The sequence below is a fragment of the Pseudomonas sp. SORGH_AS_0199 genome, from assembly GCF_031453735.1.
In the GTDB taxonomy this organism is placed as follows: domain Bacteria; phylum Pseudomonadota; class Gammaproteobacteria; order Pseudomonadales; family Pseudomonadaceae; genus Chryseomonas; species Chryseomonas aestiva.
Genome location: NZ_JAVJAE010000001.1, coordinates 1,054,469 through 1,079,174, shown reverse-complemented (window position 1 = coordinate 1,079,174; position 24,706 = coordinate 1,054,469). Strand labels below are relative to the sequence as shown.

The window sequence follows — 24,706 nt, the reverse complement described above, 5'->3', positions numbered from 1 at the left end:
TTGACGAACAACCGGAACGTCTGAGGTCCAACCTGACATCAGCGGTCGCCGCTACAAGGAGAGCCCCGTGTACCTGACGCCTCAGCATGCCCTCATCGCCGGCGCCACCGGCCTGACCGGCGAACACCTGCTCGACCGCCTCCTCAACGAGCCGACGGTCCCCCGGGTGCTGGCGCCAACGCGCCGTCCCCTGGCGGAGCACGCCCGGCTGGACAATCCGGTGGGTGATCTCAACAGCCTGCTGCCGACCCTGGAAGGCCCGCTGGACGTGGCCTTCTGCTGCCTGGGCACCACCATGAAGCAGGCCGGCTCCGAAGCGGCCTTTCGCGCCGTGGATTACGGCCTGCCCCTGGCGGTCGGCCAGCGCGCCCTGGAACTGGGGGCCCGCCACTACATCGTGGTCAGCGCCATCGGCGCCGACTCCCAGTCCTCGATCTTCTACAACAAGGTCAAGGGCGAGCTGGAAGAAGCCCTGCGTGCCCAGGGCTGGACGCAACTGACCCTGGCGCGACCGTCGCTGCTGATCGGCCAGCGCCAGGAAGAGCGCCTCGGCGAGCGCCTGGCCGCCCCCCTGTCGCAGTGGCTGCCCGGCAAATGGCACGGCATCGAAGCCGCCGTCCTGGCCCGCGCGCTGTGGCGCCTGGCCCTGGAAGAAGGCAAGGGCGTGCGGGTGGTGGAATCGGACGAGCTGCGCAAGCTGGGACGTTGAAGGCGTAGCTCAAGGGGCTGGGTTACAGCCCTCGCGGTCATGGCGGTCCGCCGATGCGGCCGCTCCTACGGGTAGGCCGCGCACGGATCGATCAAGCGTTTCCAAGACCTATTACCGCCACTCCCCATTCGGATAGCCCCCTCTCCCCCCGGGAGAGGGCTGGGGTGAGGGCACGCCTCACAACGAACTCACCCGTGGAAAAGGCTGCGCCGTTTTCCACGCTACGAAGCCTGCACAAGCCCCTAACCGCTCGGAAAGCCCCCTCTCCCTTGGGGAGAGGGCTGGGGTGAGGGCGCGCCTCACGAAGAACTCACCAACGGAAAAGATTGCGCCGTTTTCCACGCTACGTGGCTATCACGGCCCTTCAGGCCGGCTGCACCAGCACCATCTGGTCGACCTCCTGCACCAGCCAGTCGTGCAGGGCGCGCAGGCGGGGATCGGCCAGGGCGCCCTGGGCATAGAGCAGCATGTATCTCTTTTGCGCCGGCACCGAACGCCCGAAGGGCGGCACCACCAGCACGCCCCGGGCCAGTTCGTCGGTGATCAGGGCGCGGCGCGCGATGGCGACGCCCATGCCGGCGATGGCCGCCTCGATGGTCAGGTGGTTGCGATTGAAGGTGTGACCCCGCCGCACATCCAGCGCCGGCGCGCCGATACTGGCCAGATAGAACTCCCATTCGGCGTATTCGTAACTGCCGCGCCAGGCGGTGATGTCGTGCAGCAGCGGATAGAATTCCAGGTCCTCCGGCCGCTCCAACGGCGGTCGTCCCACCAGCAGGCTGGGGGCGCAGACCGGAAAGATCTCTTCGGCCATCAGCGGCGTCGAGGCCAGGCCCGGATAGCTGCCGTCGTTGAGATCGATGGCCAGGTCGAATTCGCCCTCGCGCAGCGACCAGCTGCTGTCTTCGGCCACCAGCCGCAGTTGCAGGTCGGGAAAGCGCGCCTGCAGCCGCGGCAGCCGCGGGGTCAGCCATTTGCCCAGAAACGAGGGAATCGACCTGAGGCGCACCACGCCGCCGAACTGACCGGCATTGAGGCGGCGCAATTCGGCGTCGATCAGCCCATAGGCCTGGTTCAGGGTGGTCGCCAGGCGCTGGCCCTCGGCGGTCAGCTCCAGGCCTCGGGCCACCCGGTGAAACAGCTTGAAGCCCAGGCGCTCTTCCAGCTGGCGCATCTGCTGACTGATGGCGCCAGGCGTAACATGCAGCTCTTCGGCGCAGCGCGTGAAGGACAGGTGCCGAGCGGCGCAGACGAACACCTGCAACCAGGCCTGGGTTTGAGCATTGAGGATCCGGCTCATCGATGAGTTCCGCTAAAGGATCGCTTAGAAGCTTTCGTTTGTGCGAGTTGAAGGCTTATCACCACTATGAGCCATCCGCCGGCAGCTTGTCTGGCGACCATTCAAGCTCAATCAGGGATTACCGACATGGCCATCAGCGTCTTCGACCTGTTCAAAATCGGCGTGGGTCCGTCCAGTTCCCATACCGTGGGCCCGATGCGGGCCGGTGCCCTCTTCGCCCAGCGCCTGGTCGACGAAGGTCTGCTGGAGCAGGTCAAGCGGGTCGAGGTGCGCCTCTATGGCTCACTGTCGGCCACCGGGATCGGCCATGGCACCGACCGGGCGACCCTGATCGGTCTGATGGGCGAATGGCCGGATCGCGTCGATCCCGCCGCTGTCGAACCGCGCATCGAGGTCCTGCGCAACGAGCGCACGCTGTTGCTGGCCGGCCGCCAGGCGGTCCATTTCAACTGGCAGGAAGACATGCTGCTGCTGGAAGAAAGCCTGCCCTACCATCCCAATGCCATGACCCTGACCGCCTTTGGCACCACCGGTGAAGTGGCTGAAGCCACCTACTACTCCATCGGTGGCGGCTTCGTGGTGGACGCCGCCCAGGCCGCAAGCGGCGTGCTGGACAGCGACACCACCGAACTGCCCTATGACTTCTCCAGCGGCGCCGAGCTGCTGCACCTGTGTCGCAGCCATGGCCTGGGCGTGGCCGAGCTGATGCTGGCCAACGAAAAAAGCTGGCGCTCCGAGGAGGAGATCCGCAGCGGCCTGCTGCGCATCTGGAACGTGATGCGCGAATGCGTGCAGAACGGTCTCGCCAACGAGGGCATCCTGCCCGGCGGCCTCAAGGTGCGCCGGCGCGCCGCCCGCCTGCACCAGAGTCTGCAGGCCATCGGCAAGCCCAACGTCATCGGTTCCACCCTCTCCGCCATGGAATGGGTCAACCTCTTCGCCCTGGCGGTGAACGAGGAGAACGCCGCCGGCGGGCGCATGGTCACCGCCCCCACCAACGGCGCGGCCGGAATCATCCCGGCGGTGCTGATGTACTACATGAAATTCAATCCCGACGCCTGTGACGACGATGTGGTGCGCTTCATGCTGGCCGCTGCCGCAGTCGGCATCCTGTGCAAGAAGAACGCCTCCATCTCCGGTGCCGAGGTGGGCTGCCAGGGCGAGGTCGGCTCGGCCTGTGCCATGGCCGCGGCCGGTCTGGCCGAGGTGCTGGGCGCCAGTCCGGCGCAACTGGAAAACGCCGCCGAGATCGGCCTGGAGCACAACCTGGGACTGACCTGCGACCCGGTCGGCGGCCTGGTGCAGGTGCCCTGCATCGAGCGCAACGCCATCGCCGCGGTCAAGGCGATCAATGCCGCCCAGATGGCCCTGCGCGGCGACGGCGAGCACTTCATCTCCCTCGACCAGGTGATCCGTACCATGAAGGAAACCGGCGCGGACATGCACAGCAAGTACAAGGAAACCTCGCGCGGCGGTCTGGCCGTGACCTTCGTGGAGTGTTGAGAGGCGCTTGATCACTCCAGTGCGGCGTATATACTCCTGCGTATATACGCCTCTAGGAGACGTCCATGGCCGAAGCCCGCGTGTTCAAGTCCGGTAACAGCCAGGCCTTGCGCCTGCCCAAGGAATTTCGCTTCGAATCGGATCGGGTGGAAATCTTCCGCCGCGGCGACGAGATCGTCCTGCGGGAATTGCGGCCAGATGCCGCCGATATCTTCGACACCCTGGCCGCGCTGTCATTGGCGACCCTGGAACGGGAAGACAGCCCACCCCAGGCGCGGGAAGAGTTCTAGTGCCTGCTCGCTACCTGCTCGACACCAAAATCTGCATCTACATCGCCAAGCACAATCCGCCGCAGGTCCGTGAGCGCTTCGCCCGGCATGGTCGCGATGAACTGGCGATGTCTGCGATCACCTGGGGTGAGCTCTGTCATGGCGCGGCCAAGAGTCAGCAACCCGAGCACACCCGGACGATCCTGGAACAGCTCCGCCAGCAGATCGCCGTGCTGGAGCTGGATACGGAATGCGCCGAACACTATGGCGCCATCCGCGCCGAGCTGGAGCGCCAGGGCAAGATCATCGGCAACAACGATCTGTGGATCGCCGCCCATGCCCGCGCCAGGGCGCTGATCCTGGTCAGCAACAATCTGCGGGAATTCAGCCGGGTCGCCGATCTGGCCTGCGAGAACTGGACAGCAGCCGATTGAAACGGCACGGTCGGCTCTGACCTAGACACAAGGAACGCCCATGAGCCTCGACTCCGTCCGCCAGCACCTCGCCCGCATCGCTCCCGACCTCGAGATCCTCGAGGCCACCACCAGTACCGCGACCGTCACCCTCGCCGCGGCCGCCCACGGCGTGGAACCGGGGCGGATCGCCAAGACCCTGGGACTGAAAGTTGGGGAACAGCTGTTGCTGCTGGTGGCTCGCGGCGATGCACGCCTGGACAACCGCAAGCTCAAGGCCGCCTTCGGTGGCAAGGCCAAGCTGCTCGATGCTGACACCGTGGAAGGCCTCACCGGGCATCCGGTGGGTGGCGTCTGCCCGTTCGGCCTGACCACCCCGCTGCCGGTCTATTGCGACGAATCGCTGAAAGCCTTCGACGAGGTGCTACCGGCCGCGGGTGCCATCCACAGTTGCGTGCGCCTCACGCCGGAGCGGCTGGCCGCCCTCAGCGAGGCGCGCTGGGTGGATGTCTGCGCGCTGGGCGATCAGCGCAGCTGATCGTTCTTTTCCACGTCGCGCCGGTCCTTGTTCAGTACCACGCAAGCGTAGTAGCCGCCGCCGAGCAGGATGAGCGCGAGCAGGCTGAAGAGAATCATGAAGATACCATCGTCCATGGCTGCCTCCGAGGGATGCCAGAAAGGGATGGGTAAAGCTTAGGCCCCAAGGCGCTCGCGTTACAGCAGCAGGTAGACACAGGAAAAACCGGATCAGATTGCGCCGTGCTCGCTATAGTGACGGTCTCCCCTGCCCTGGCCCTGCATGAAGCGCTACGAAAGATTCGCCGACCAGCTCGCCACCCTGATGATCCGCGGCGTCCTCGCCCCCGGCGAGCGGCTGCCGTCGGTGCGCAACGCCAGCCAGACCCACGGAATCAGCCCCTCCACGGTGTTCCAGGCCTATTACCTGCTGGAGAGTCGCGGGCTGATCGAGGCCCGCGAGCGATCCGGCTATTTCGTCCGCGAACCGGCCCGGGCGCGGGACGCGGCGCCACTGCTGGCGCCCCTGGAGGGCACCGAAGTCGCGGTGAGCGACCTGGTCTATTCGGTGCTGCAGTCGCTGCAGGACCCGGACATCGTGCCCTTCGGCTCGGCCTTTCCCAGCCCCGATCTCTTTCCCCTGGCGCGCCTGGCCCGCAGCATGGCCCACGGCCTGCGCGACCTGCCCGCCCAGGACTTCACCGCCTACGTCACCCCCGGCCATCCCGAACTGCGGCGGCAGATCGCCCGGCGCTACGGCCTGGCCGGCATGCCCGAGGTCGGCGAAGAACTGGTGATCACCCACGGCGCCCTGGAAGCGCTCAACCTGGGCCTGCAGAGTCTGACCCGCCCCGGCGATCTGGTCGCGGTGGAAAGTCCGGCCTTCTACGCCAGCCTGCAGGTGCTGGAGCGGCTGCAGCTCAAGGCGGTGGAAATCCCGGTGGACCCCGAGCACGGCCTCAATCTCGATGCCCTGGAAGAGGCCCTGAGTCGCCTGCCGATCAAGGCCTGCTGGTTCATGAGCGGCCTGCAGAATCCCACCGGGGTCAGTCTCGACGACCGCGCCCAGCAGCGCCTCTATGGCCTGCTGCAACGCCATCAGGTGCCGCTACTGGAAGACGACGTCTATGCCGAGCTCTACAGCGGCAGCGAACCGCACCGCCCGGTCAAGCGCTTCGACCGCGAAGGCCTGGTGCTGCACTGCGGCTCCTTTTCCAAATGCCTGGCGCCCGGCTATCGCATCGGCTGGATCGCCGCCGGTCGCCAGGCAGGCGCCGTCTCCCGGCTGCGACTGATGACCACCATCACCCCCTCGATGCCGGCCCAGGCCGCCCTGGCCGACTATCTGCAGCATGGCGGCTACGATCGCCACCTGCGTCGCCTGCGCCTGAGTCTCGACCGCCAGCGCCAGGCCATGCTGGCCGCGGCGCGGCGTTATTTTCCCGCCGACACCCACGTCAGCCGGCCCCAGGGCGGCTACTTTCTCTGGTTCGAACTGCCGGAGCGCGTGGACAGCCTGGCGCTCTACCGCCAGGCCCTGGCCGAGGGCATCAGCCTGGCGCCGGGGCCGATCTTTTCCGCGCAACAGGGCTTTCGCCACTGCATCAGACTCAATTGCGGTCATCCCTGGGACGCCCGCAGCGAGGCGGCCATGGCCAGGCTTGGCGAGTTGCTGAAGGCGTTCTAGAGGCCGCCACGCACACTGCCCCGCCCACCGATGGCGGCAGGCAGGGACAACGGCAGCAGCAGGGTATCGAGCAGGGCGCTGGCGGGCAGGTCCAGCACCGGCCAGGCCGGCGCCTCGGCACCGAAGCGCTCCTGGGCGCAGCAGCCGCCCTGCAGCGCATAGAGATCCAGCCGGGTACCGGCATAGACCACCGGCGCGCCGGGCTTGGCGGCGTCCAGGGTGCGTGCCGTGGCGCAGCCGCCGAGGAGCAGCATGGCCGTCAGCAGCAGACCGAGGCGCACCGCCCTAGTCATCGTTGCCGGACAGGTGATGCTCGCCCCAGCGCGGCAGCATGTCCTGGGGGATGCCCAGGGTATTGAGGATGCGCGCCACCACGAAGTCCACCAGGTCGTCGAGGGTCTGCGGCTGGTGGTAGAAGCCCGGCGAGGCCGGCAGGATGGTCACGCCCAGGTTGGACAGCTTGAGCATGTTCTCCAGGTGGATGCTGGAGAACGGCGACTCGCGCGGCACCAGGATCAGCTGTCGCCGCTCCTTGAGCGCCACGTCGGCGGCGCGCTCGATGAGGTTGTTGCTGGCGCCGGTGGCGATGGCTGAGAGGGTGCCGGTGGAACAGGGGCAGACCACCATGGCCGCCGGAGCGCTGGAACCGGACGCCGGCGGCGCCATCCAGTCGCTCTGGCCGAATACCCGTACCTGGCCAGGGGCCGCACCGGTGTATTCGGTGAGAAAGGCCTGCATGGCCTGGGGCTTGGGTGGCAGCACCACGTCGGTCTCGGTGGCCATCACCAGTTGCGCGGCCTTGGAGATGAGGAAGTGCACCTCGCGCTCCTCCTGCACCAGGCAGTCCAGCAGGCGCAGGCCGTACTGGGAGCCGGAGGCGCCGGTCAGCGCCAGCGTGATGCGTTCCGGGCCGGCCATCATGCCTGCTCCAGGGCCGCGGCCAGCTTGCCGTGCAGTCCGCCGAAACCGCCGTTGCTCATGATCACCACGTGGGTGGGTCCGTCCAGCTCGGCCTGGACCCGCGTGATGATGGCGTCCAGGGAATCGCAGACCACCGCCGGTACGGCGCAGGCCTCGGCCGTTCCGGCCAGGTCCCAGCCCAGATTCGGCGGGGCGTACCAGATGACGCTGTCGGCGCCGATGACGCTGTCCGGCAGGCCGTCACGGTGGGCGCCCAGTTTCATGGAATTGGAGCGCGGCTCGATGACGGCGATGATCCGCTGGCTGCCGACCCGGGCGCGCAGCCCCTCCAGGGTGGTGGCGATGGCGGTGGGATGGTGGGCGAAGTCGTCGTAGACGGTCACGCCACGCACCTCGGCGACCTTCTCCATACGCCGCTTCACGCTACGGAATTCGCTCAGGGCGGCGACGCCCATGCTTGGCACCACCCCGACATGACGAGCCGCCGCCAGGGTGGCCAGGGCATTGGCCACGTTGTGCTGGCCGGTCAGTTTCCAGTTCACCGTGCCCTGCACCTCGCCGTCGAACAGCACCTCGAAGCGCGAGCCGTCCTCGGCCAGCAGGCGGGCCTGCCATTGACCACCTGCGCCGGTGGTCTGCACCGGGGTCCAGCAGCCCATCTGCAGCACCCGCACCAGGGCCGTTTCGGCGGTGGGGTGGATGATCAGGCCGCTGCTGGGAATGGTCCGCACCAGATGGTGGAACTGCCGCTCGATGGCCGCCAGGTCCGGGAAGATGTCCGCGTGATCGTATTCCAGGTTGTTGAGGATGGTGGTCCGCGGCCGGTAGTGGACGAACTTGGATCTTTTGTCGAAGAAGGCGCTGTCGTATTCGTCGGCTTCCACCACGAAGAAGGGCGTGCCACCCAGGCGCGCCGAGATGCCGAAATTCTGCGGTACCCCGCCGATGAGAAAGCCCGGACTCATGCCGGCGTGCTCCAGCACCCAGGCCAGCATGCTGGTGGTGGTGGTCTTGCCGTGGGTCCCGGCGACCGCCAGCACCCAGCGACCCTGCAGGACGTGCTCGGCCAGCCACTGGGGACCGGAGACATAGGGCAGCCCCTGGTCCAGCACGTATTCCACCGCCGGATTGCCGCGCGACAGGGCGTTGCCGATCACCACCAGGTCCGGCGCCGGATCGAGCTGGGCCGGATCGTAACCCTGGGTCAGCTCGATGCCCTGGGCCTCCAGCTGGGTGCTCATGGGCGGATAGACGTTGGCATCGGAGCCGGTCACGCGATGGCCGGCTTCCTTGGCCAGCACCGCGAGCGACCCCATGAAGGTGCCGCAGATACCGAGGATGTGGATGTGCATGACAGGCGGGCTCCGCTGCAGAATTAACGGCGGCAAGGTTAGCACGGGGTGCCGCGCCGCCGGAGCGATGGCCGTCGCGGATAACCCGGCGCTGCGCCCGCCCCGGCCGGCAGGATTTCGACTAGAGTGCGCAAGGCATCCCTGGCTTTCCGGATGCCCGCATCGCCGTAGGTCCGTTCGCCCTGATAACAAGCACAAGAGGTCGACCATGCTGAAACACCTGCTGATCACCGCTGCAACCCTCTCCTTCGCCAGCCTGGCTCTGGCCGCCGCGCCGACCAAGGTCGCCGACACCGCCCTGGGCAAGGTGCTCGTCGACGGCAAGGGCATGACGCTCTACACCTTCGCCAAGGACAGCGCGGGCAAGTCCGCCTGCAACGGTCCCTGCGCCCAGAACTGGCCACCGCTGACAGCCGAAGCAGGCGCCAAGGCCGCCGATGGCTACAGCCTGGTGACCCGCGACGACGGCAGCCAGCAATGGGCCTACCAGGGCAAGCCGCTCTACACCTGGGTCAAGGACAGCAAGCCGGGCGATACCAGTGGTGATGGGGTCAATCAGGTCTGGCACGTGGCCAAGCCCTGATGCCCGGGCGCTGCCTGCCCAACACGGGCAGCGCCTTATCTATGAAATAGTTTAATATTTCATAATCATTCATTTTTAATGATAAGCGAGCAGGCTTAGCCTGAAGGCCTTCCCTTTCAGGAGCCCTGCCATGCCGCTTTTCGCCGCTGTCCCCGAGCAGGCACTCAGACCGTTCAGCCAGCTCGACCGCCCATTGGAGGTCATCCGCCAGTTCACCCCCAACTGGTTCGCCGTGACCATGGGCACCGGCGTGCTGGCCCTTGCCCTGGCCGCCTGTCCCTGGCGGTTTCCTGGATTGCCCGTCCTCGCCGAGGGCCTCTGGCTGCTCGCTGTACTGCTGTTCTGTCTGTTCTCCGGGCTCTATGCCGCGCGCTGGTTGCTGTTCTTCGACGAGGCCCGCGAAATCTTCGCCCACGCCACTGTCTCGATGTTCATCGGCACCATCCCCATGGGCCTGGCCACGCTGATCAACGGCCTGCTGCTGTTCGGCCTGCCGCGCTGGGGCGCGGCGGTGGTGCCCCTGGCGCTCGGCCTCTGGTGGCTGGATGCGGCCATGGCGCTGGCTTGCGGAGTGCTGATCCCCTATCTGATGTTTACCCGCCAGGCGCATCGCATCGACCAGATGACCGCCGTCTGGCTGCTGCCGGTGGTGGCCGCGGAGGTGGCGGCGGCCAGTGGTGGCCTGCTGGTGCCGCATCTGGCGGTCAGCGAGCAATTCAGCGTGCTCGTCGCCAGCTATGTGCTCTGGGCCTATTCGGTCCCGGTCGCCCTCAGCCTGCTGGTGATCCTGCTGTTGCGCCTGGCACTGCACAAACTGCCGCCGGCCAGCATGGCCGCGTCGAGCTGGCTGGCGCTGGGCCCGATCGCCACCGGCGCCCTGGGGCTACTGGTGCTGGGCAGCGCTGCGCCCGCGGTGTTCGCCGCCCATGGCCTGGTCGGTATTGGCGAGATCGCCCGGGGCCTGGGCCTGCTGGGTGCGCTGCTGCTCTGGGGCCTGGGACTCTGGTGGCTGGCGCTGGCGGTGCTGGTGACCCAGCGCCAGGCCCGGGACGGCATGCCCTTCAACCTGGGCTGGTGGGGCTTCACCTTTCCCCTGGGCGTCTATGCCCTGACCACCCTGCGCCTGGGCGACGCCCTGGCGGCGCCCTTCTTTACTGGCCTGGGCGCCGTGCTGGTGCTGCTGCTGGCGCTGCTGTGGACCCTGGTCGCCAGCCGCACCCTGGCCGGCGCCTACCGCGGCAGTCTGTTCGTCTCGCCCTGCATCGCCCACCTGTGCAAGCAGGTGCGCTAGAGCCTGCTCAAAGGCTCGCGAGCTAGAGTCAAACAAGGCCTAGGCGGCCCCGCGAAAATAGCTGAGGAAGCGGATCGAACTCGCGCTCGAGTTTACAAAGAGTAAATGAGCATTCCGACGGGGCTGGCCTTCCAGGCCATTTTCAACGCCGTTTGGCCGACGCGCAGCAGACTTTGAACAGGCTCTTAGTCCTGGGGGCGCTGCAGGCCGTGCTGGTGCAGCCAGCGATAGAGGGTGTTGCGACTCACCCCCAGGCGCTTGGCGGCGCGGGTCATCTGCCAGTGGCAGTCGTCCAGCACCGCACGCAGTTCCTCGCGGGCGCTGTCGACCGGCACCGCGCTGGACGGCAGCGGCAGCCGGGCGCCACGGCAGTCGGCGGGTAGCTCGTCCAGGCCGATCTGGCCATCTTCGCTCAGGGCCACCAGGGTGCGCAGCACGGTACGCAACTGGCGGACATTGCCCGGCCAGGGGTGCGCCAGCAGGCAGGCACGCGCGGCCGGATCGAGGTCGATCGCCTCGCCGCGGGCCTCTTCGGCCAGCAGCTGATCGAGCAGTTCGCCACGGTCACTGCGCTCGCGCAGCGCCGGCAGGGTCACCACCAGGCCGCGCAGGCGATAGTAGAGGTCTTCGCGAAAGCTGCCGGCCGCCACCAGGGCCTCCAGATCCCGGTGACTGGCGCTCACCAGGCGCAGGTCCAGAGCGCGCGGCGCTCCGCCGCCGAGCGGGACCACCTGGCGCTCTTCCAGCACTCTGAGCAGCCGGGTCTGCAGCGCCAGCGGCATGTCGCCGATCTCGTCGAGAAAGAGGATGCCGCCATCGGCCTGCTGCAACTTGCCGGCCATGCCTTCCTTGCGCGCTCCGGTGAAGCTGCCGCCGCGATAGCCGAACAGCTCGCTTTCGATCAGGGTTTCCGGGATGGCCGCGCAATTGAGGGCGACGAACGCCTGGCCGGCGCGACTGCTGGCGCGGTGCAGGGCGCTGGCGAAGGCTTCCTTGCCGGTGCCGGTCTCGCCGTGCAGCAGCACCGGCACGTCACGCTCCAGCACCTTGAGCGCCCGGGTGAAATCCCGTGCCAGGGCCGGATCGGCCAGGCAGATGCCGCTGGGCAGGGGCGCCTTGGGCACCGCCACCGGGGTAACCGGTCGTACCTGAGGACCGCGTACCAGGCCGTGGAAGCCCTGGCCCTGGCGGCCACGCAACGCCCAACAGGCGCTGGGTTGCGGGCGGGCGCGCTCCAGCAGCTCGTCCTGCCGCAACTCGAACAGGCTTTCCATCCGCTGCCCCAGCACCGCACTGCGCGCCAGCCCCAGCAGCATCAGCGCGGTCTCGTTGGCGGCGTTGATCCGCCCCTCTTCATCAAAGGCCAGCAGGCCCTCGCTGAGCAGGCCGACATAGGCCGCCTGGGCATGGAAGCGCAGCAGATAGCCATTGGCGTAGCGGTCGAGGAAATAGCAGCTCTCGATCAGCTTGGCCGAGAGATTGACCAGCGCCATGGTATGGAACTGACCCTGGCGCGAGGCGTCCTGGCGGGCGCTGGAGACGTCCAGCACCGCCAGCAGCTCGCCGGCCGGATCGAAGACCGGACTGGCCGAGCAGGTCAGCTGGGTATGGCGACTGCGAAAGTGTTCGTCGCGGTGGATGGTCAGCGCCTGGCGCTCCACCACGCAGGTGCCGATGCCGTTGGTGCCCTCGCAGGCCTCGCTCCAGTCGGCGCCCAGCCACAGGCCGGCCTGCTGGAAGGTTGCGCGCTCGGCGTCGGCGGTGACGCAATCGAGGATCAGCCCGCGGGCATCGGTGAGCAGCACGGCATGGCCGGCGCCGCCCAGTTGCTGGTGCAGGGAATTCATCTGCCCACGAGCGATCTGCAGCACCCGCTGCTGGCGCTGGCGGTGCTCGTCGAAGCGGGCGCGCTCCAGCACCCAGGGTGCTACCGGCGCGGCCGGGTCCAGCTGGTGTTCGTCGAGACAGCGCCGCCAGGAGCGGGCGATGGCCGGATCGCTGGCCGGGCCGTCGAGGACGGCGCCGCGGGCGAGTTCGAGCACCTGGCTGGCATGACGATCGGACGGGGTAGCGGCCATTGTCGTTGTCCTCCGCGGGGCGTCTGCGCGGCCTCCAGCATAGGCCAAATCGGGCGGACTGGGCACTCTGTCACCCCCAGGTGACAAGCTGTCACGCCAAGGGGTGACAGCTCTGTCACAGTGGCATCTGGCGGCTTTCCCCGGAAAAGACTGCAAGGCCGCAACCATGCGGGTTCGCCCGACTTGGCCCGCGCCTTGCTCAGGATCGGAGCGCCGCTCTTCCTACAAGAACAAACAGGAGACCCACCATGCGCTACGCAGCTCCCGGCACTCAAGACGCCCTGCTGACCCTGCAGGCCCGCTACGGCAACTACATCGGCGGCGAATTCGTCGCCCCGGTGAAAGGCCAGTACTTCACCAACACCTCCCCGGTGAACGGCTCGGTGATCGGTGAATTCCCCCGCTCCGACGCCGCCGACATCGAACGCGCCCTGGACGCCGCCCATGCCGCCGCCGATGCCTGGGGCCGCACCTCGGTGCAGGACCGCTCGCTGATCCTGCTCAAGATCGCCGACCGCATCGAACAGAATCTGGAAAAACTGGCCGTCGCCGAGACCTGGGACAACGGCAAGGCGGTGCGCGAGACGCTCAACGCCGACGTGCCCCTGGCCGCCGATCACTTCCGCTACTTCGCCGGCTGCATCCGCGCCCAGGAAGGCAGCGCCGCCGAGATCAACGACAACACCGCCAGCTACCATTTCCACGAGCCGCTGGGCGTGGTCGGCCAGATCATCCCCTGGAACTTCCCGCTGCTGATGGCCGCCTGGAAGCTGGCCCCGGCGCTGGCCGCCGGCAACTGCGTGGTGCTCAAGCCCGCCGAGCAGACCCCGCTGTCCATCACCCTGTTCGTCGAGATGGTCGGCGACCTGCTGCCGCCCGGCGTGCTCAACGTGGTGCAGGGCTATGGCAAGGAAGCCGGCGAGGCCCTGGCCACCAGCACCCGCATCGCCAAGATCGCCTTCACCGGCTCGACCCCGGTGGGCTCGCACATCCTCTCCTGCGCGGCCAAGAACATCATTCCCAGCACCGTGGAGCTGGGCGGCAAGTCGCCCAACATCTACTTCGAAGACATCATGCAGGCCGAGCCGAGCTTCATCGAGAAGGCCGCCGAGGGTCTAGTACTGGGCTTCTTCAACCAGGGCGAGGTCTGTACCTGCCCCTCGCGCGCCCTGGTGCAGGAATCCATCTACGCCCCCTTCATGGAAGCGGTGATGAAGAAGATCGCCCAGATCAAGCGCGGCGATCCGCTGGACACCGACACCATGGTCGGTGCCCAGGCCTCCCAGCAGCAATTCGAGAAGATCGTCTCCTACCTGGAGATCGCCCGTCAGGAAGGCGCCGAATTCCTCACCGGCGGCAACGTCGAGAAACTGCAGGGTGATCTGGCCAGCGGCTATTACATTCAGCCTACCCTGCTCAAGGGCCACAACAAGATGCGCGTCTTCCAGGAAGAGATCTTCGGCCCGGTGATCGGCGTCACCACCTTCAAGGACGAAGCCGAGGCCCTGGCCATCGCCAACGACACCGAGTTCGGCCTCGGCGCGGGCGTCTGGACCCGCGACATCAACCGCGCCTACCGCATGGGCCGCGGCATCAAGGCCGGCCGCGTCTGGACCAACTGCTACCACCTCTATCCCGCCCACGCCGCCTTCGGCGGCTACAAGAAATCCGGCGTCGGCCGTGAAACCCACAAGATGATGCTCGACCACTACCAGCAGACCAAGAACCTGCTGGTCAGCTACGACATCAATCCGCTGGGCTTCTTCTAGAGGCAGCCTGTAGACCTCGGGGTGCGGCCGCCACTGGCGCTACCCCGGGGTCAAGGTCGCTCCGCGAAGACGACGCCTGGATCGCGCGCCTCAGCAGGACGTCGAGGCGCGCTTCCCGCCTGACCTGGATAAACACCCCCGCCCCGTGGGTGGCCGAGGCTAGACGCAGCGGCCGCCCGTGGTGGACAGGTGCGTCCCGGCGCAGGCCCCGTCTGGCTTCATCCACGCATCATGCCTCCATGAGGGACTCGTCATGCCTAAAACAATGAAAGCCGCTGTCGTCACCGCCTTTGGCAAACCCCTGGAATTCCGCGAAGTCGAGGTGCCCACCCCGGGTGCCGGCCAGGTACTGGTCAAGATCGCCGCCAGCGGCGTCTGCCACACCGATCTGCATGCCGCCCAGGGCGATTGGCCGGTCAAGCCCAATCCGCCCTTCATCCCCGGTCACGAAGGCGTCGGCCATGTGGTGGCGGTGGGCGCCGGGGTCACCCATGTCAAGGAAGGCGACCGGGTCGGGGTGCCCTGGCTGTATTCCACCTGCGGTCATTGCGAGCATTGCCTGGGCGGTTGGGAGACCCTCTGCGAATCCCAGCAGAACACCGGCTATTCGGTGAACGGCGGCTTCGCCGAATACACCCTGGCCGATGCCGGCTACGTCGGCCGCCTGCCGGACAACGTCGGCTTCGTCGAGATCGCGCCCATCCTCTGCGCCGGGGTCACCGTCTACAAGGGCCTGAAGATGACCGACACCCGCCCGGGCAACTGGGTGGTGATCTCCGGCATCGGCGGCCTCGGCCACATGGCGGTGCAGTACGCCCGAGCCATGGGCCTGAACGTGGCGGCGGTGGACGTGGACGACCGGAAGCTCGACCTCGCCCGCCGCCTGGGCGCCGAGGTCACCGTCAACGCCCGCGAGCAGGACCCGGCGGCCTACCTGAAGAAGGAGATCGGCGGTGCCCATGGCGCCTTGGTCACGGCGGTGTCGCCCAAGGCCTTCGAGCAGGCCATCGGCATGACCCGCCGCGGCGGCACCATCGCCCTCAACGGCCTGCCGCCGGGTGACTTCCCGCTGTCGATCTTCGACATGGTGCTCAACGGCACCACGGTGCGTGGCTCCATCGTCGGCACCCGCCTGGACCTGCAGGAGGCGCTGGACTTCGCCGGCGAAGGCAAGGTCAAGGCCACGGTGAGCGCCGAGCCGCTGGAGAACATCAACGACATCTTCGCCCGCATGCACGGCGGCGGTATCGAGGGTCGGGTGGTGATCGACATGGCGCTGGGCTGAGAACCAGCGCGCCACTCCCGCGTCGGTCCCGGCGCGGGAGTGAACCTTTCGCCTACCCTGACCTCTGAGCGGCTGGCGTTTTTTCCCGGCGCCGATCTCGACCAGGCCACAAACGCTGGCCCCGGCTGCCCTTATAATCGCCGCCGGACCCTCGCAACTACGGTAGGCACGCTCCATGGAATTCAACCCGATCGATCTGATCCTGCACCTCGACGTCTATCTCAGCGGGTTGGTAGCCCAGTACGGCACCTGGATCTACGTCATTCTCTTCGCCGTGATCTTCTGCGAGACGGGTCTGGTGGTCATGCCCTTCCTGCCCGGCGACTCCCTGCTGTTCATCGCCGGCGCCCTCTCCGCCCTTGGCGACATGGACCCCTATCTGCTCGCCGGCCTGCTGATGTTCGCCGCGGTGGCGGGCGACAGCACCAACTACCTGATCGGCCGCTTCGCCGGCGACAAGCTGTTCAGCAACCCCCATTCCAAGATCTTCCGCCGCGACTACCTGCTGCGCACCCAGGCCTTCTACGAGCACCACGGCGGCAAGACCATCACCCTGGCGCGCTTCCTGCCCATCATCCGCACCTTCGCCCCCTTCGTCGCCGGCGTGGGCCGCATGCACTATCCCTACTTCCTCGCCTACAGCGTGCTCGGCTCGCTGCTCTGGGTCGGCGGCCTGGTGAGCCTGGGCTACTTCTTCGGCAACGTGCCCTTCATCAAGCAGAATCTCACCCTGATGGTGCTGGCCATCATCGGCATCTCCCTGCTGCCGATGATCCTCGGCCTGATCAAGAGCCGGCGCGCCGCGGTCCAGAGCGGAGTCTGAGTCCTTGGGTTTCTGGCGCGCCTGGCGCGAACGGCGCCTTCTGGAGCGGGTCGCCATCGCCGACGAGCTCTGGGCACGCCTGCGTCAGCGCCTGCCGATCCTCGATGGCCTGAGTGCCGCGGAGGACACCTGGCTGCGCGAGCACTGCGTGCTGTTTCTCGCCGAGAAGCGCCTGACCCTGCTCCAGGGCCTGGAACTGGATGACGGCGATCGCCTGCTGCTGGCCGCCCAGGCCCTGCTGCCGCTGCTGCACCTGCCGGAAGCGGCGCTCTATCCCAATGTCCGCGAGATCGTCGTCTACCCAGACGCCTTCGTCAGCCCGCAGCGCCATCGCGACGAAGGTGGCCTGGAACACGAGTGGGACGAGGAACGCGACGGCGAAGCCTGGGATCGCGGCCAGGTGGTGCTGGCCTGGCCCGGCATCCAGGCCAGTGGTGGCTGGGAGGCCTACAACCTGGTCATCCACGAATTCGCCCACCTCCTCGATCTGCTCGCCGGCGGTCTGTGCAACGGCCAGCCGCCACTGCACGAAGGCATGCCCCAGGCCGCCTGGACCGGCGCCCTGCAAGGCGCCTATGACGACCTCAATCGCCAGCTCGACGCCGATCCGGATGCGCAGACTGTCCTCGACCCCTATGCGGCAGAAAGCCCCGAGGAATTCTTCGCTGTCGCCTGCGAGTATTTCTTCAGCGCGCCCGACCTGCTCGGCGAACACTATCCGGCCGTCTACGGACAGCTGCAGCAGTTGTTCCGCCAGGACCCGCGCAGCCGTCTCGCCGCGAGCCTGGCGAGCGTGCAACAGCCGACACCCCCGGGGTCCGAGGCTCGAACCCCGATCTGAAAGCGCCTATACTCCCGGCCACTTTTCCCAACCGACCAGAGGGACCCGTTCATGAGCTACAGCAAGATTCCCGCCGGCAAAGACCTGCCGAACGACATCTACGTCGCCATCGAGATTCCGGCCAACCACGCGCCGATCAAGTACGAGATCGACAAGGACAGCGACGCCCTCTTCGTCGACCGTTTCATGGCCACCCCCATGTTCTACCCGGCCAACTACGGCTACATCCCCAACACCCTGGCCGACGATGGCGATCCCCTCGACGTGCTGGTCGTGACCCCCTACCCGGTCGCTCCCGGCGCCGTGATCCGCGCCCGTCCGGTCGGCGTGCTGCACATGACCGACGAAGCCGGCGGTGACGCCAAGCTGATCGCCGTCCCCCACGACAAGCTGAGCGTCCTGTACAAGGACGTGAAGGAATACACCGACCTGCCGGCCCTGCTGCTGGAGCAGATCAAGCACTTCTTCGAGAACTACAAGGATCTGGAGAAGGGCAAGTGGGTCAAGGTCGAAGGCTGGGGCGACGCCGACGCCGCCCGCGCCGAGATCACCAAGGCCGTGGCCGCCTACAAGGGCTGATCCACGCGCCTTTCGAAAAGCCCGGCTCGCCGGGCTTTTCTGTTTCCGGACGTCACACCGGGCACACCGGGCTTCCTATCCGGCGGCAAAGCGACTACCCTGCACCCCTCGTCGCCATCCGCGACCCTGCGCCGATCCGCCATCTGCCGATCGCCGCCGGAGGCCCCAGGCCTCTTTCTCATCTGCCCGGCAAGGGCAACCCGGGCGGGCCGGGCTCACCAAAAATCAGCTCAACCCGCCCTCTAAAGCCGGCCACAAGCCGGCTTTTTTGCGCCTGCCGTTCGAGTAGCGCATAACAGGCGCAGCGGAGCGACGACCGGTACGGATGCCAGCCGCCCAGGCAGAGCCTTTCGCCCATGTCGGCGCCCTGCGTCGGGCCGCCAGGCAAACTCACGAGAAACTCAGGGCCGTTACTCAGGGTCGACCGGAGACGAGTCCGCCCCGAGTCGCCGTCATGTCCCGTCGTCTGCGTCTGCCGCTTTACCTCCTCATCGGCCTGGTCGTCCTTCTGCTGTGCCTGCACCTGGCCGCACCGCTGCTGATCCGCCACTACCTCAACGACAGGCTGGCGGACATGGGCGACTATCGTGGCCAGATCACCGACGTGGACCTGGCCTGGTGGCGCGGCGCCTATCGCATCGAGGGGCTGGAGATCGTCAAGGTCAACGGCAAGGTACCGGTGCCCTTTCTCAAGGCGCCCAGCATCGACATCGCGGTGAGCTGGCGTTCGCTGTGGCGGGACCATGCCATCGTAGGGCGCCTTGTCTTCGATCGACCCGAACTCAACTTCGTCGACGGCGGGACGCGCAAGGAACAGTCGCAGACCGGTGCAGGCACCGACTGGCAGGATCAGGTCGACAAGCTGATCTCCATCACCCTCGACGAGGTGCGAGTGGTCAATGGGCGGGTGACCTTTCGCAACTTCAACTCCAAGCCCCAGGTGAATCTGGCGGCCACCGACGTCAACGCCAGCCTCTACAACCTGACCAACGCCGCCGACGCCCAGGGCGAACGCATCGCCCACTTCGAAGGCAAGGCCGCCGTGCTCGGCAGCGCGCCGCTGGAAGCCAGCGCCCGTTTCGATCCCTTCAAGAACTTCACCGACTTCGACTTCCGTCTGCGGGTGACCGACATCGACCTGCCCAAGCTCAACGACTTCGCCCGTGCCTACGGCAAGTTCGATTTCCGCGCCGGCAGCGGCGACGTGGTGGTGGAAGCGAGGGCGGTGGATGGCCAGCTCAGCGGCTACGTCAAACCCCTGATGAAGAACGTCGACATCTTCGACTGGCAGCAGGACGTCGAGAATCGCAACAAGAACGCCCTGGAAAGCGCCTGGGAAGCCGTGGTCGGCACCGCCCAGACCCTGCTCAAGAATCAGCGCCGCGACCAGTTCGCCACCCGGGTCGACCTGTCCGGCAGTGTGAAGAACCAGGACATCAGCCCGCTGCAGGCCTTCTTCAATATCCTGCGCAATGCCTTCGTACGGGCCTTCAGCGCCCGCTATGACGCGGATTGAAGTTCTCGTAGGTTGGCGCTGAACACAGCGAAGCCCGACAGCTTAATTTTTGGCGTTTGGCCACCCTCACCCCAGCCCTCTCCCAGCGGGAGAGGGGGGCGATTGGATTCCGTAGCGTGGAAAACCGCGTAGCGTTTTCCACTAGCTCACACGGGTACCAACGGTGGACAAGGCTGCGCCGTTATCCACCCTACTCGTATGCCCCGTAGGTTGGCGCTGAGCGCAGCGAAGCCCAACACTTCCCTCACCTGATAAACAATCGATACGCCGGATTCTCGGTCTCGTCCCAGTAGCGATAGCCGATGGCATCCAGCGTCGCCAGCAGCTCCGGCCGTTCGGCCTGGCTGGCTTCCAGCCCGGCGAACACCCGGCCGTCCGCCGCGCCGTGGTTGCGGTAGTGGAACATGCTGATGTTCCAGCGTCCGCCCAGCTTTTCGAGGAAGTCGAACAGCGCGCCGGGGCGCTCGGGAAATTCGAAACGGAACACCTGCTCCTGGCCGACCCGGGCGGCATGGCCACCCACGGTGTGGCGGATATGCAGCTTGGCCAGTTCGTTGTCGGTCAGGTCCAGCACCGGGAAACCCTGGTCGCGCAGCCCCTGCAGCAGCGCCTCGCGCGGATCGCGCTGCGGATGGGTCTGGACGCCGACGAAGATATGGGCTTCTTCGCCGGTGTGGTAGCGGTAGTTGAATTCGGTGATCTGCCGCCGGCCCAGGGCTTCGCAGAAGGCCCGGAAGCTGCCCGGCCGCTCGGGGATGGTCACGGCGATGATGGCTTCGCGCTGCTCACCCAGCTCGGCGCGCTCGGCCACATGGCGCAGGCGGTCGAAGTTGATGTTGGCACCGGAATCGATGGCCACCAGCACCTGGCCGCCGGAGCCCGCGCGCTCGGCGTACTTCTTGATCCCGGCCACGCCCAGGGCGCCCGAGGGCTCGGTGATGGAGCGGGTGTCGTCGTAGATGTCCTTGATCGCCGCGCAGATCTCGTCCGAGCTGACGGTAATGACTTCATCGACATAACGCCGGCAGATCTCGAAGGTATGGTGGCCGATCTGGGCCACGGCCACGCCATCGGCGAATAGCCCGACTCGCGGCAAGACCACTCGCTCGCCAGCCGCCATGGCCTGCTGCAGGCAGTTGGAGTCGTCCGGTTCGACGCCGATGACCCTGATCTCGGGCCGCAGGTATTTCACATAGGCGGCGATGCCGGCGATCAGGCCACCCCCGCCCACCGGGACGAAGATGGCATCGAGCCGCCCCGGATGCTGGCGCAGGATCTCCATGGCCACGGTGCCCTGGCCGGCGATGACGTCCGGATCGTCATAGGGCGGCACGAAGGTGTAGCCCTGCTCCTCGACCAGGCGCAAGGCCTCGGCCAGGGCCTCGGGAAAGGCGTCGCCGTGCAGCACCACCTCGCCACCGCGCGATTGCACGCCGATGACCTTGAGCTCGGGGGTGGTGCGCGGCATGACGATGATCGCCCGCACGCCCAGCTCGCGGGCCGCCAGGGACAGGCCCTGGGCGTGGTTGCCGGCGCTGGCGGTGATCACCCCGCGGGCCTTCTCACTGGCCGAGAGGCTGGCCAGCTTGGTGTAGGCGCCGCGGATCTTGAAGGAAAACACCGGCTGCAGGTCTTCGCGCTTGAGCAGCACCTGGCAGCCCAGCCGCTCGGACAGCGCCCGCGCCGGTTGCAGGGGCGTTTCGATCGCCACGTCGTAGACGGGGGCTTCGAGGATCTTGCGGGCATAGCGCTGCAAGAGATCGGTGGCGGGTTCCTGGACGGTCATGGCGGGCTCCTGGGGTGTTTCGTCGGGGCCCAGGAGTCAGAAAGTACAAACCCGCCTCTTGGGCGGGTCTGGTTGCGCAGCTAACGCTGTCCCGCCATCAGGTAATGGCGGTAATAATGCTGGGGCGTTGGCGGCTGCGCGTGTTCATGAGCGCTACCCTAGGGCCTGGCCGGGCACGGCGTCAAGCGGCGCCGATGGCTGTGGCACAATGGCCGACCTGTTGCCCACTTCCCGCGACCCGATCGCCTCTGCCGAGAATCCCGATGGCCCGCAAGAAAGCTCCCGACTTCGAACAATCCCTGGCCGAACTGCAGACCCTGGTGGAACGCCTGGAGAGCGGCGAGCTGTCCCTGGAGGACTCCCTCGGCGCCTTCGAACAGGGCATCCGCCTGACCCGCGAATGCCAGGGCGCCTTGGCCCAGGCCGAGCAGAAGGTGCAGATCCTGCTGGAAAAGGACGGCGAACTCACCGCCGCCCCCTTCGCCCCGGTCGGGGACGACGCATGATCGAGGCCTACCAGCAACGCTGCCAGACCCGCGTCGATACCGCCCTCGCCCCGCTCTTCACCGCCCCCCGCGCCGAACTCGCCCGGCTCTATGCCGCCATGGCCTACAGCGTCATGGGTGGCGGCAAGCGGGTACGGCCGTTGCTGGTCTATGCCGCCTGCGAAGCCCTGGGTGGCGATCCGGCGCGCGCCGACCAGGCCGCCTGCGCGGTGGAGCTGATCCACGCCTATTCCCTGGTCCACGACGACCTGCCGGCCATGGACGATGACGACCTGCGCCGCGGCCGGCCCACCACCCACAAGGCCTATGACGAGGCCTGCGCCATCCTTGCCGGCGACGGCCTGCAGACCCTGGCCTTCGAGACCCTGCTGACGGCACCCCAGGCTGCCGCGGTGCGGCTGGAGATGATCGCGGTACTGGCGCGCGCCAGCGGTCCGGCGGGCATGGTCGGCGGCCAGGCCATCGACCTGGAGTCGGTCGGCCGGCGCATCGACCAGCCGGCGCTGGAGACCATGCACCTGCACAAGACCGGCGCCCTGATCGCCGCCAGCGTGCAACTCGGCGCTCTGGCCAGCGAAGCCGCCGGTGCCGCCGAGCGCGACGCCTTGGCCCGTTATGCCGAGGCCATCGGCCTGGCCTTCCAGGTCTGGGACGACGTGCTCGACATCGAAAGCGATACCCAGACCCTGGGCAAACGCCAGGGCGCCGATCTCGCCCGCGACAAACCGACCTACCCGGCGCTGCTCGGCCTGGACGCCGCCAAGGCCTATGCCCTGGAGCTGCGCGACACCGCCCTGGCCGCCATCGAGCCGCTTGGCACTCCGGCCGAACCCCTGCGCGCCCTGGCCCGCTACATCGTGGAACGACGTAGCTAGACGCGCCTCCGGCGGAAAAACTCGTGCCCCGGGCCGCATTTGCCCCCGGGTCCGTTGTCACAGGGGCATAACAAGACGCCCTGCCCGCTGTTGGGATGCCACGCGGGCATCGGGTAAACTGCCTAATTCTCTGCGCAAAGTGATCAGCCAGATGCCCAAGACGTTTCACGAGATTCCCCGCCAGCGTCCCGCGACGCCCCTGCTCGACCGCATCGACTCGCCGGTCCAGCTGCGCCAGCTCGGTGACGCCGAGCTGGAAGCCGTCGCCGACGAACTGCGCGCCTTTCTCCTGTGGACCGTGGGCCAGACCGGCGGTCACTTCGGCGCCGGCCTGGGTGTCATCGAACTGACCGTGGCCCTGCACTACGTCTTCAACACCCCGGAAGACCGGCTGGTGTGGGATGTCGGCCACCAGGCCTATCCGCACAAGATTCTCACCGGCCGTCGCGAAGGCATGGCCAGCCTGCGCCAGAAGGACGGCCTGGCCGCCTTCCCGCGCCGCAGCGAGAGCGAGTACGACACCTTTGGCGTCGGTCACTCCAGCACCTCCATCGGCGCCGCCCTGGGCATGGCCATCGCCGCCCAGCTGCAGGGGCTCGAGCGCAAGTCGGTCGCGGTGATCGGCGACGGCGCCCTGACCGCCGGCATGGCCTTCGAGGCGCTCAACCACGCCTCGGACACCGGCGCCAACATGCTGGTGGTACTCAACGACAACGACATGTCCATCTCGCGCAACGTCGGTGGCCTGTCCAACTACCTGGCGCGGCTGCTTTCCAGCCGTACCTACCAGCACCTGCGCGAGAACGGCAAGAAGGCCCTGTCCAAGCTGCCCGGCGCCTGGGAAATCGCCCGCCGCACCGAAGAGGCCGCCAAGGGCATGCTGGTACCCGGCACCCTGTTCGAGGAGCTGGGCTGGAACTACATCGGCCCCATCGACGGCCACGACCTGCCGACCCTGGTCACCACCCTGCGCAACCTGCGCGATGCCAAGGGTCCGCAGTTCCTCCACGTCATCACCCGCAAGGGCAAGGGCCTGTCCATCGCCGAGGCCGATCCCATCAGCTACCACGCCATCACCAAGCTGGAGCCGCTGGACGCCAAGCCCAAGCGCCCGGGCGCGCCCAAGTACTCCAACATCTTCGGCGACTGGCTGTGCGACATGGCCGCCGCCGATACCAAGCTGGTGGGCATCACCCCGGCGATGAAGGAAGGCTCCGACCTGATCCGCTTCGCCGAACGCTATCCCGAGCGCTACTTCGACGTGGCCATCGCCGAGCAGCACGCGGTGACCCTGGCCGCGGGCCTGGCCTGCGATGGCATGAAGCCGGTGGTGGCCATCTATTCCACCTTCCTGCAGCGCGGCTACGACCAGCTGATCCACGACGTGGCGGTGCAGAACCTGGACGTGCTCTTCGCCATCGACCGCGCCGGCCTGGTCGGCGAAGACGGCCCGACCCACGCCGGCAGCTTCGATCTGTCCTACCTGCGCTGCATCCCCGGCATGGTGATCATGGCGCCCAGCGACGAAAACGAGCTGCGCCGCCTGCTCACCACCGGCTATCGCCACCAGGGCCCCGCCGCGGTGCGCTACCCGCGCGGCAGCGGTCCCAACGCCGCCCTCGATCCGGGCCTGGAACCCCTGCCCATCGGCAAGGGCGTGGTGCGTCGCCAGAGCGGCCTGAAGAGCGGCCCCAAGGTCGGCTTCCTGGTGTTTGGCGTGCAACTGGCCGAGGCCCTGCAGGTCGCCGAGCGCCTGGACGCCAGCGTGGCCGACATGAGATTCGTCAAGCCGCTGGACGAGGCCCTGATCCGCCAGTTCGCCGCGGACCACGATCTGCTGGTCACCGTCGAGGAAAACAGCGTCATGGGCGGCGCCGGCAGTGCGGTCAACGAATTCCTGCAGGCCAGTGCCCTGGTCCAGCCCGTGCTCAACCTGGGCCTGCCGGACAGCTACATCGAACACGCCAAGCCGGCCGACATGCTGGCCGAGTGCGGCCTTGATGAAGCCGGCATTGAGCGCGCGGTCCGCGAGCGCCTGGCCCTCCCGGACCTTGCGGCAGCGCCGACCGGTCTGCGCAAGGAAGCCTGAGCGGCAGCCAGGCTG

At 67.3% G+C, this 24,706-nt stretch carries 24 protein-coding genes; 17 read left to right on the top strand and 7 right to left on the bottom strand.

What is annotated here, in order from left to right; translation table 11 throughout:
• Positions 1-67: 67 nt before the first annotated feature.
• On the top strand, positions 68-709 hold the full coding sequence (locus QE444_RS05130) for an oxidoreductase (protein WP_007161182.1): 642 nt from the start codon (positions 68-70) through the stop codon (positions 707-709).
• A 364-nt stretch (positions 710-1,073) separates the two neighbouring features.
• Here the strand turns inward: QE444_RS05130 and QE444_RS05125 are convergent, their stop codons facing one another.
• Positions 1,074-2,009: a LysR substrate-binding domain-containing protein gene (locus QE444_RS05125; RefSeq protein ID WP_285389522.1), complete on the bottom strand. Its 936-nt coding sequence runs from the start codon at positions 2,007-2,009 to the stop codon at positions 1,074-1,076.
• A 126-nt stretch (positions 2,010-2,135) separates the two neighbouring features.
• Here QE444_RS05125 and QE444_RS05120 point away from each other — a divergent pair, with 126 nt between their 5' ends.
• The 4 genes from QE444_RS05120 (at position 2,136) to QE444_RS05105 (ending at position 4,732) form a co-directional block, all read left to right on the top strand.
• On the top strand, positions 2,136-3,512 hold the full coding sequence (locus QE444_RS05120; protein WP_285389520.1) for an L-serine ammonia-lyase: 1,377 nt from the start codon (positions 2,136-2,138) through the stop codon (positions 3,510-3,512).
• Positions 3,513-3,577: 65 nt separating this feature from the next.
• Entirely contained in the window at positions 3,578-3,802 is a 225-nt protein-coding gene (locus tag QE444_RS05115; RefSeq protein WP_133862345.1) for an antitoxin, read from the top strand.
• Positions 3,802-4,215 (top strand): type II toxin-antitoxin system VapC family toxin, encoded by a 414-nt coding sequence (locus QE444_RS05110; protein ID WP_309737472.1) that lies wholly within the window; start codon positions 3,802-3,804, stop codon positions 4,213-4,215. The genes QE444_RS05115 and QE444_RS05110 overlap by 1 nt, the downstream gene beginning before the upstream one ends.
• A 40-nt stretch (positions 4,216-4,255) precedes the next feature.
• Positions 4,256-4,732, top strand: a complete 477-nt coding sequence (locus tag QE444_RS05105; RefSeq protein WP_309737471.1) for a YbaK/EbsC family protein — start codon at positions 4,256-4,258, stop codon at positions 4,730-4,732.
• Here the strand turns inward: QE444_RS05105 and QE444_RS05100 are convergent.
• Positions 4,720-4,848: a hypothetical protein gene (locus tag QE444_RS05100; protein WP_007161186.1), complete on the bottom strand. Its 129-nt coding sequence runs from the start codon at positions 4,846-4,848 to the stop codon at positions 4,720-4,722. The genes QE444_RS05105 and QE444_RS05100 overlap by 13 nt on opposite strands.
• Before the next feature lie 145 nt (positions 4,849-4,993).
• Here QE444_RS05100 and QE444_RS05095 point away from each other — a divergent pair, with 145 nt between their 5' ends.
• Positions 4,994-6,397, top strand: coding sequence for a PLP-dependent aminotransferase family protein (locus QE444_RS05095; RefSeq protein WP_309737469.1), 1,404 nt, complete (start codon positions 4,994-4,996; stop codon positions 6,395-6,397).
• Here QE444_RS05095 and QE444_RS05090 read toward each other — a convergent pair.
• Genes QE444_RS05090 through mpl form a run of 3 tightly spaced genes read right to left on the bottom strand, consistent with a single transcriptional unit; the run spans position 6,394 to position 8,670 of the window.
• Positions 6,394-6,690, bottom strand: coding sequence for a YceK/YidQ family lipoprotein (locus QE444_RS05090; RefSeq protein ID WP_187980979.1), 297 nt, complete (start codon positions 6,688-6,690; stop codon positions 6,394-6,396). The genes QE444_RS05095 and QE444_RS05090 overlap by 4 nt on opposite strands.
• Positions 6,683-7,315: a flavin prenyltransferase UbiX gene (gene ubiX / locus QE444_RS05085; RefSeq protein WP_007161189.1), complete on the bottom strand. Its 633-nt coding sequence runs from the start codon at positions 7,313-7,315 to the stop codon at positions 6,683-6,685. Before ubiX ends, QE444_RS05090 begins: the two co-directional genes overlap by 8 nt.
• Positions 7,315-8,670: a UDP-N-acetylmuramate:L-alanyl-gamma-D-glutamyl-meso-diaminopimelate ligase gene (gene mpl, locus QE444_RS05080; RefSeq protein WP_309737468.1), complete on the bottom strand. Its 1,356-nt coding sequence runs from the start codon at positions 8,668-8,670 to the stop codon at positions 7,315-7,317. Before mpl ends, ubiX begins: the two co-directional genes overlap by 1 nt.
• A 208-nt stretch (positions 8,671-8,878) precedes the next feature.
• Between mpl and QE444_RS05075 the strand changes: the two genes are divergently transcribed.
• A complete protein-coding gene (locus QE444_RS05075; RefSeq protein WP_208695053.1) occupies positions 8,879-9,253 on the top strand; it encodes a hypothetical protein in 375 nt (124 codons plus the stop codon).
• A gap of 130 nt (positions 9,254-9,383) precedes the next feature.
• Positions 9,384-10,544, top strand: coding sequence for a C4-dicarboxylate ABC transporter (locus QE444_RS05070; protein WP_309737467.1), 1,161 nt, complete (start codon positions 9,384-9,386; stop codon positions 10,542-10,544).
• Between the two features lie 185 nt (positions 10,545-10,729).
• Here QE444_RS05070 and QE444_RS05065 read toward each other — a convergent pair whose 3' ends face one another.
• Entirely contained in the window at positions 10,730-12,622 is a 1,893-nt protein-coding gene (locus tag QE444_RS05065; protein ID WP_309737466.1) for a sigma-54-dependent Fis family transcriptional regulator, read from the bottom strand.
• Between the two features lie 248 nt (positions 12,623-12,870).
• Between QE444_RS05065 and QE444_RS05060 the strand changes: the two genes are divergently transcribed.
• From QE444_RS05060 to QE444_RS05035, 6 genes are all read left to right on the top strand, one after another.
• Entirely contained in the window at positions 12,871-14,391 is a 1,521-nt protein-coding gene (locus QE444_RS05060; protein WP_309737465.1) for an aldehyde dehydrogenase family protein, read from the top strand.
• 253 nt (positions 14,392-14,644) lie between these two features.
• Positions 14,645-15,676, top strand: a complete 1,032-nt coding sequence (gene adhP / locus QE444_RS05055; protein WP_187980973.1) for an alcohol dehydrogenase AdhP — start codon at positions 14,645-14,647, stop codon at positions 15,674-15,676.
• Between the two features lie 175 nt (positions 15,677-15,851).
• Positions 15,852-16,499: a DedA family protein gene (locus QE444_RS05050; RefSeq protein ID WP_133862356.1), complete on the top strand. Its 648-nt coding sequence runs from the start codon at positions 15,852-15,854 to the stop codon at positions 16,497-16,499.
• Between the two features lie 4 nt (positions 16,500-16,503).
• Positions 16,504-17,340 (top strand): zinc-dependent peptidase, encoded by an 837-nt coding sequence (locus QE444_RS05045; protein WP_309737463.1) that lies wholly within the window; start codon positions 16,504-16,506, stop codon positions 17,338-17,340.
• 51 nt (positions 17,341-17,391) lie between these two features.
• Positions 17,392-17,919 carry an inorganic diphosphatase gene (ppa, locus tag QE444_RS05040; RefSeq protein WP_007161198.1) on the top strand — a complete coding sequence of 176 codons (528 nt, stop codon included), beginning with the start codon at positions 17,392-17,394 and terminating at the stop codon, positions 17,917-17,919.
• 454 nt (positions 17,920-18,373) lie between these two features.
• A complete protein-coding gene (locus tag QE444_RS05035) occupies positions 18,374-19,435 on the top strand; it encodes a DUF748 domain-containing protein (protein WP_187980971.1) in 1,062 nt (353 codons plus the stop codon).
• 244 nt (positions 19,436-19,679) lie between these two features.
• Here the strand turns inward: QE444_RS05035 and ilvA are convergent, their stop codons facing one another.
• Entirely contained in the window at positions 19,680-21,221 is a 1,542-nt protein-coding gene (gene ilvA, locus QE444_RS05030) for a threonine ammonia-lyase, biosynthetic (RefSeq protein WP_309737461.1), read from the bottom strand.
• Between the two features lie 263 nt (positions 21,222-21,484).
• On the opposite strand from ilvA, the gene QE444_RS05025 reads away from it, so the two are divergent.
• From QE444_RS05025 to dxs, 3 genes are all read left to right on the top strand, one after another.
• Complete coding sequence (locus QE444_RS05025; RefSeq protein WP_064308488.1) at positions 21,485-21,727, top strand: exodeoxyribonuclease VII small subunit; 243 nt, start codon at positions 21,485-21,487, stop codon at positions 21,725-21,727.
• A complete protein-coding gene (locus QE444_RS05020; RefSeq protein ID WP_133860582.1) occupies positions 21,724-22,602 on the top strand; it encodes a polyprenyl synthetase family protein in 879 nt (292 codons plus the stop codon). Before QE444_RS05025 ends, QE444_RS05020 begins: the two co-directional genes overlap by 4 nt.
• A gap of 151 nt (positions 22,603-22,753) precedes the next feature.
• The gene (gene dxs, locus QE444_RS05015) at positions 22,754-24,691 is read left to right on the top strand and encodes a 1-deoxy-D-xylulose-5-phosphate synthase (RefSeq protein ID WP_285389752.1); all 1,938 of its coding nucleotides are present in this window, start codon (positions 22,754-22,756) and stop codon (positions 24,689-24,691) included.
• Positions 24,692-24,706: the final 15 nt, after the last annotated feature.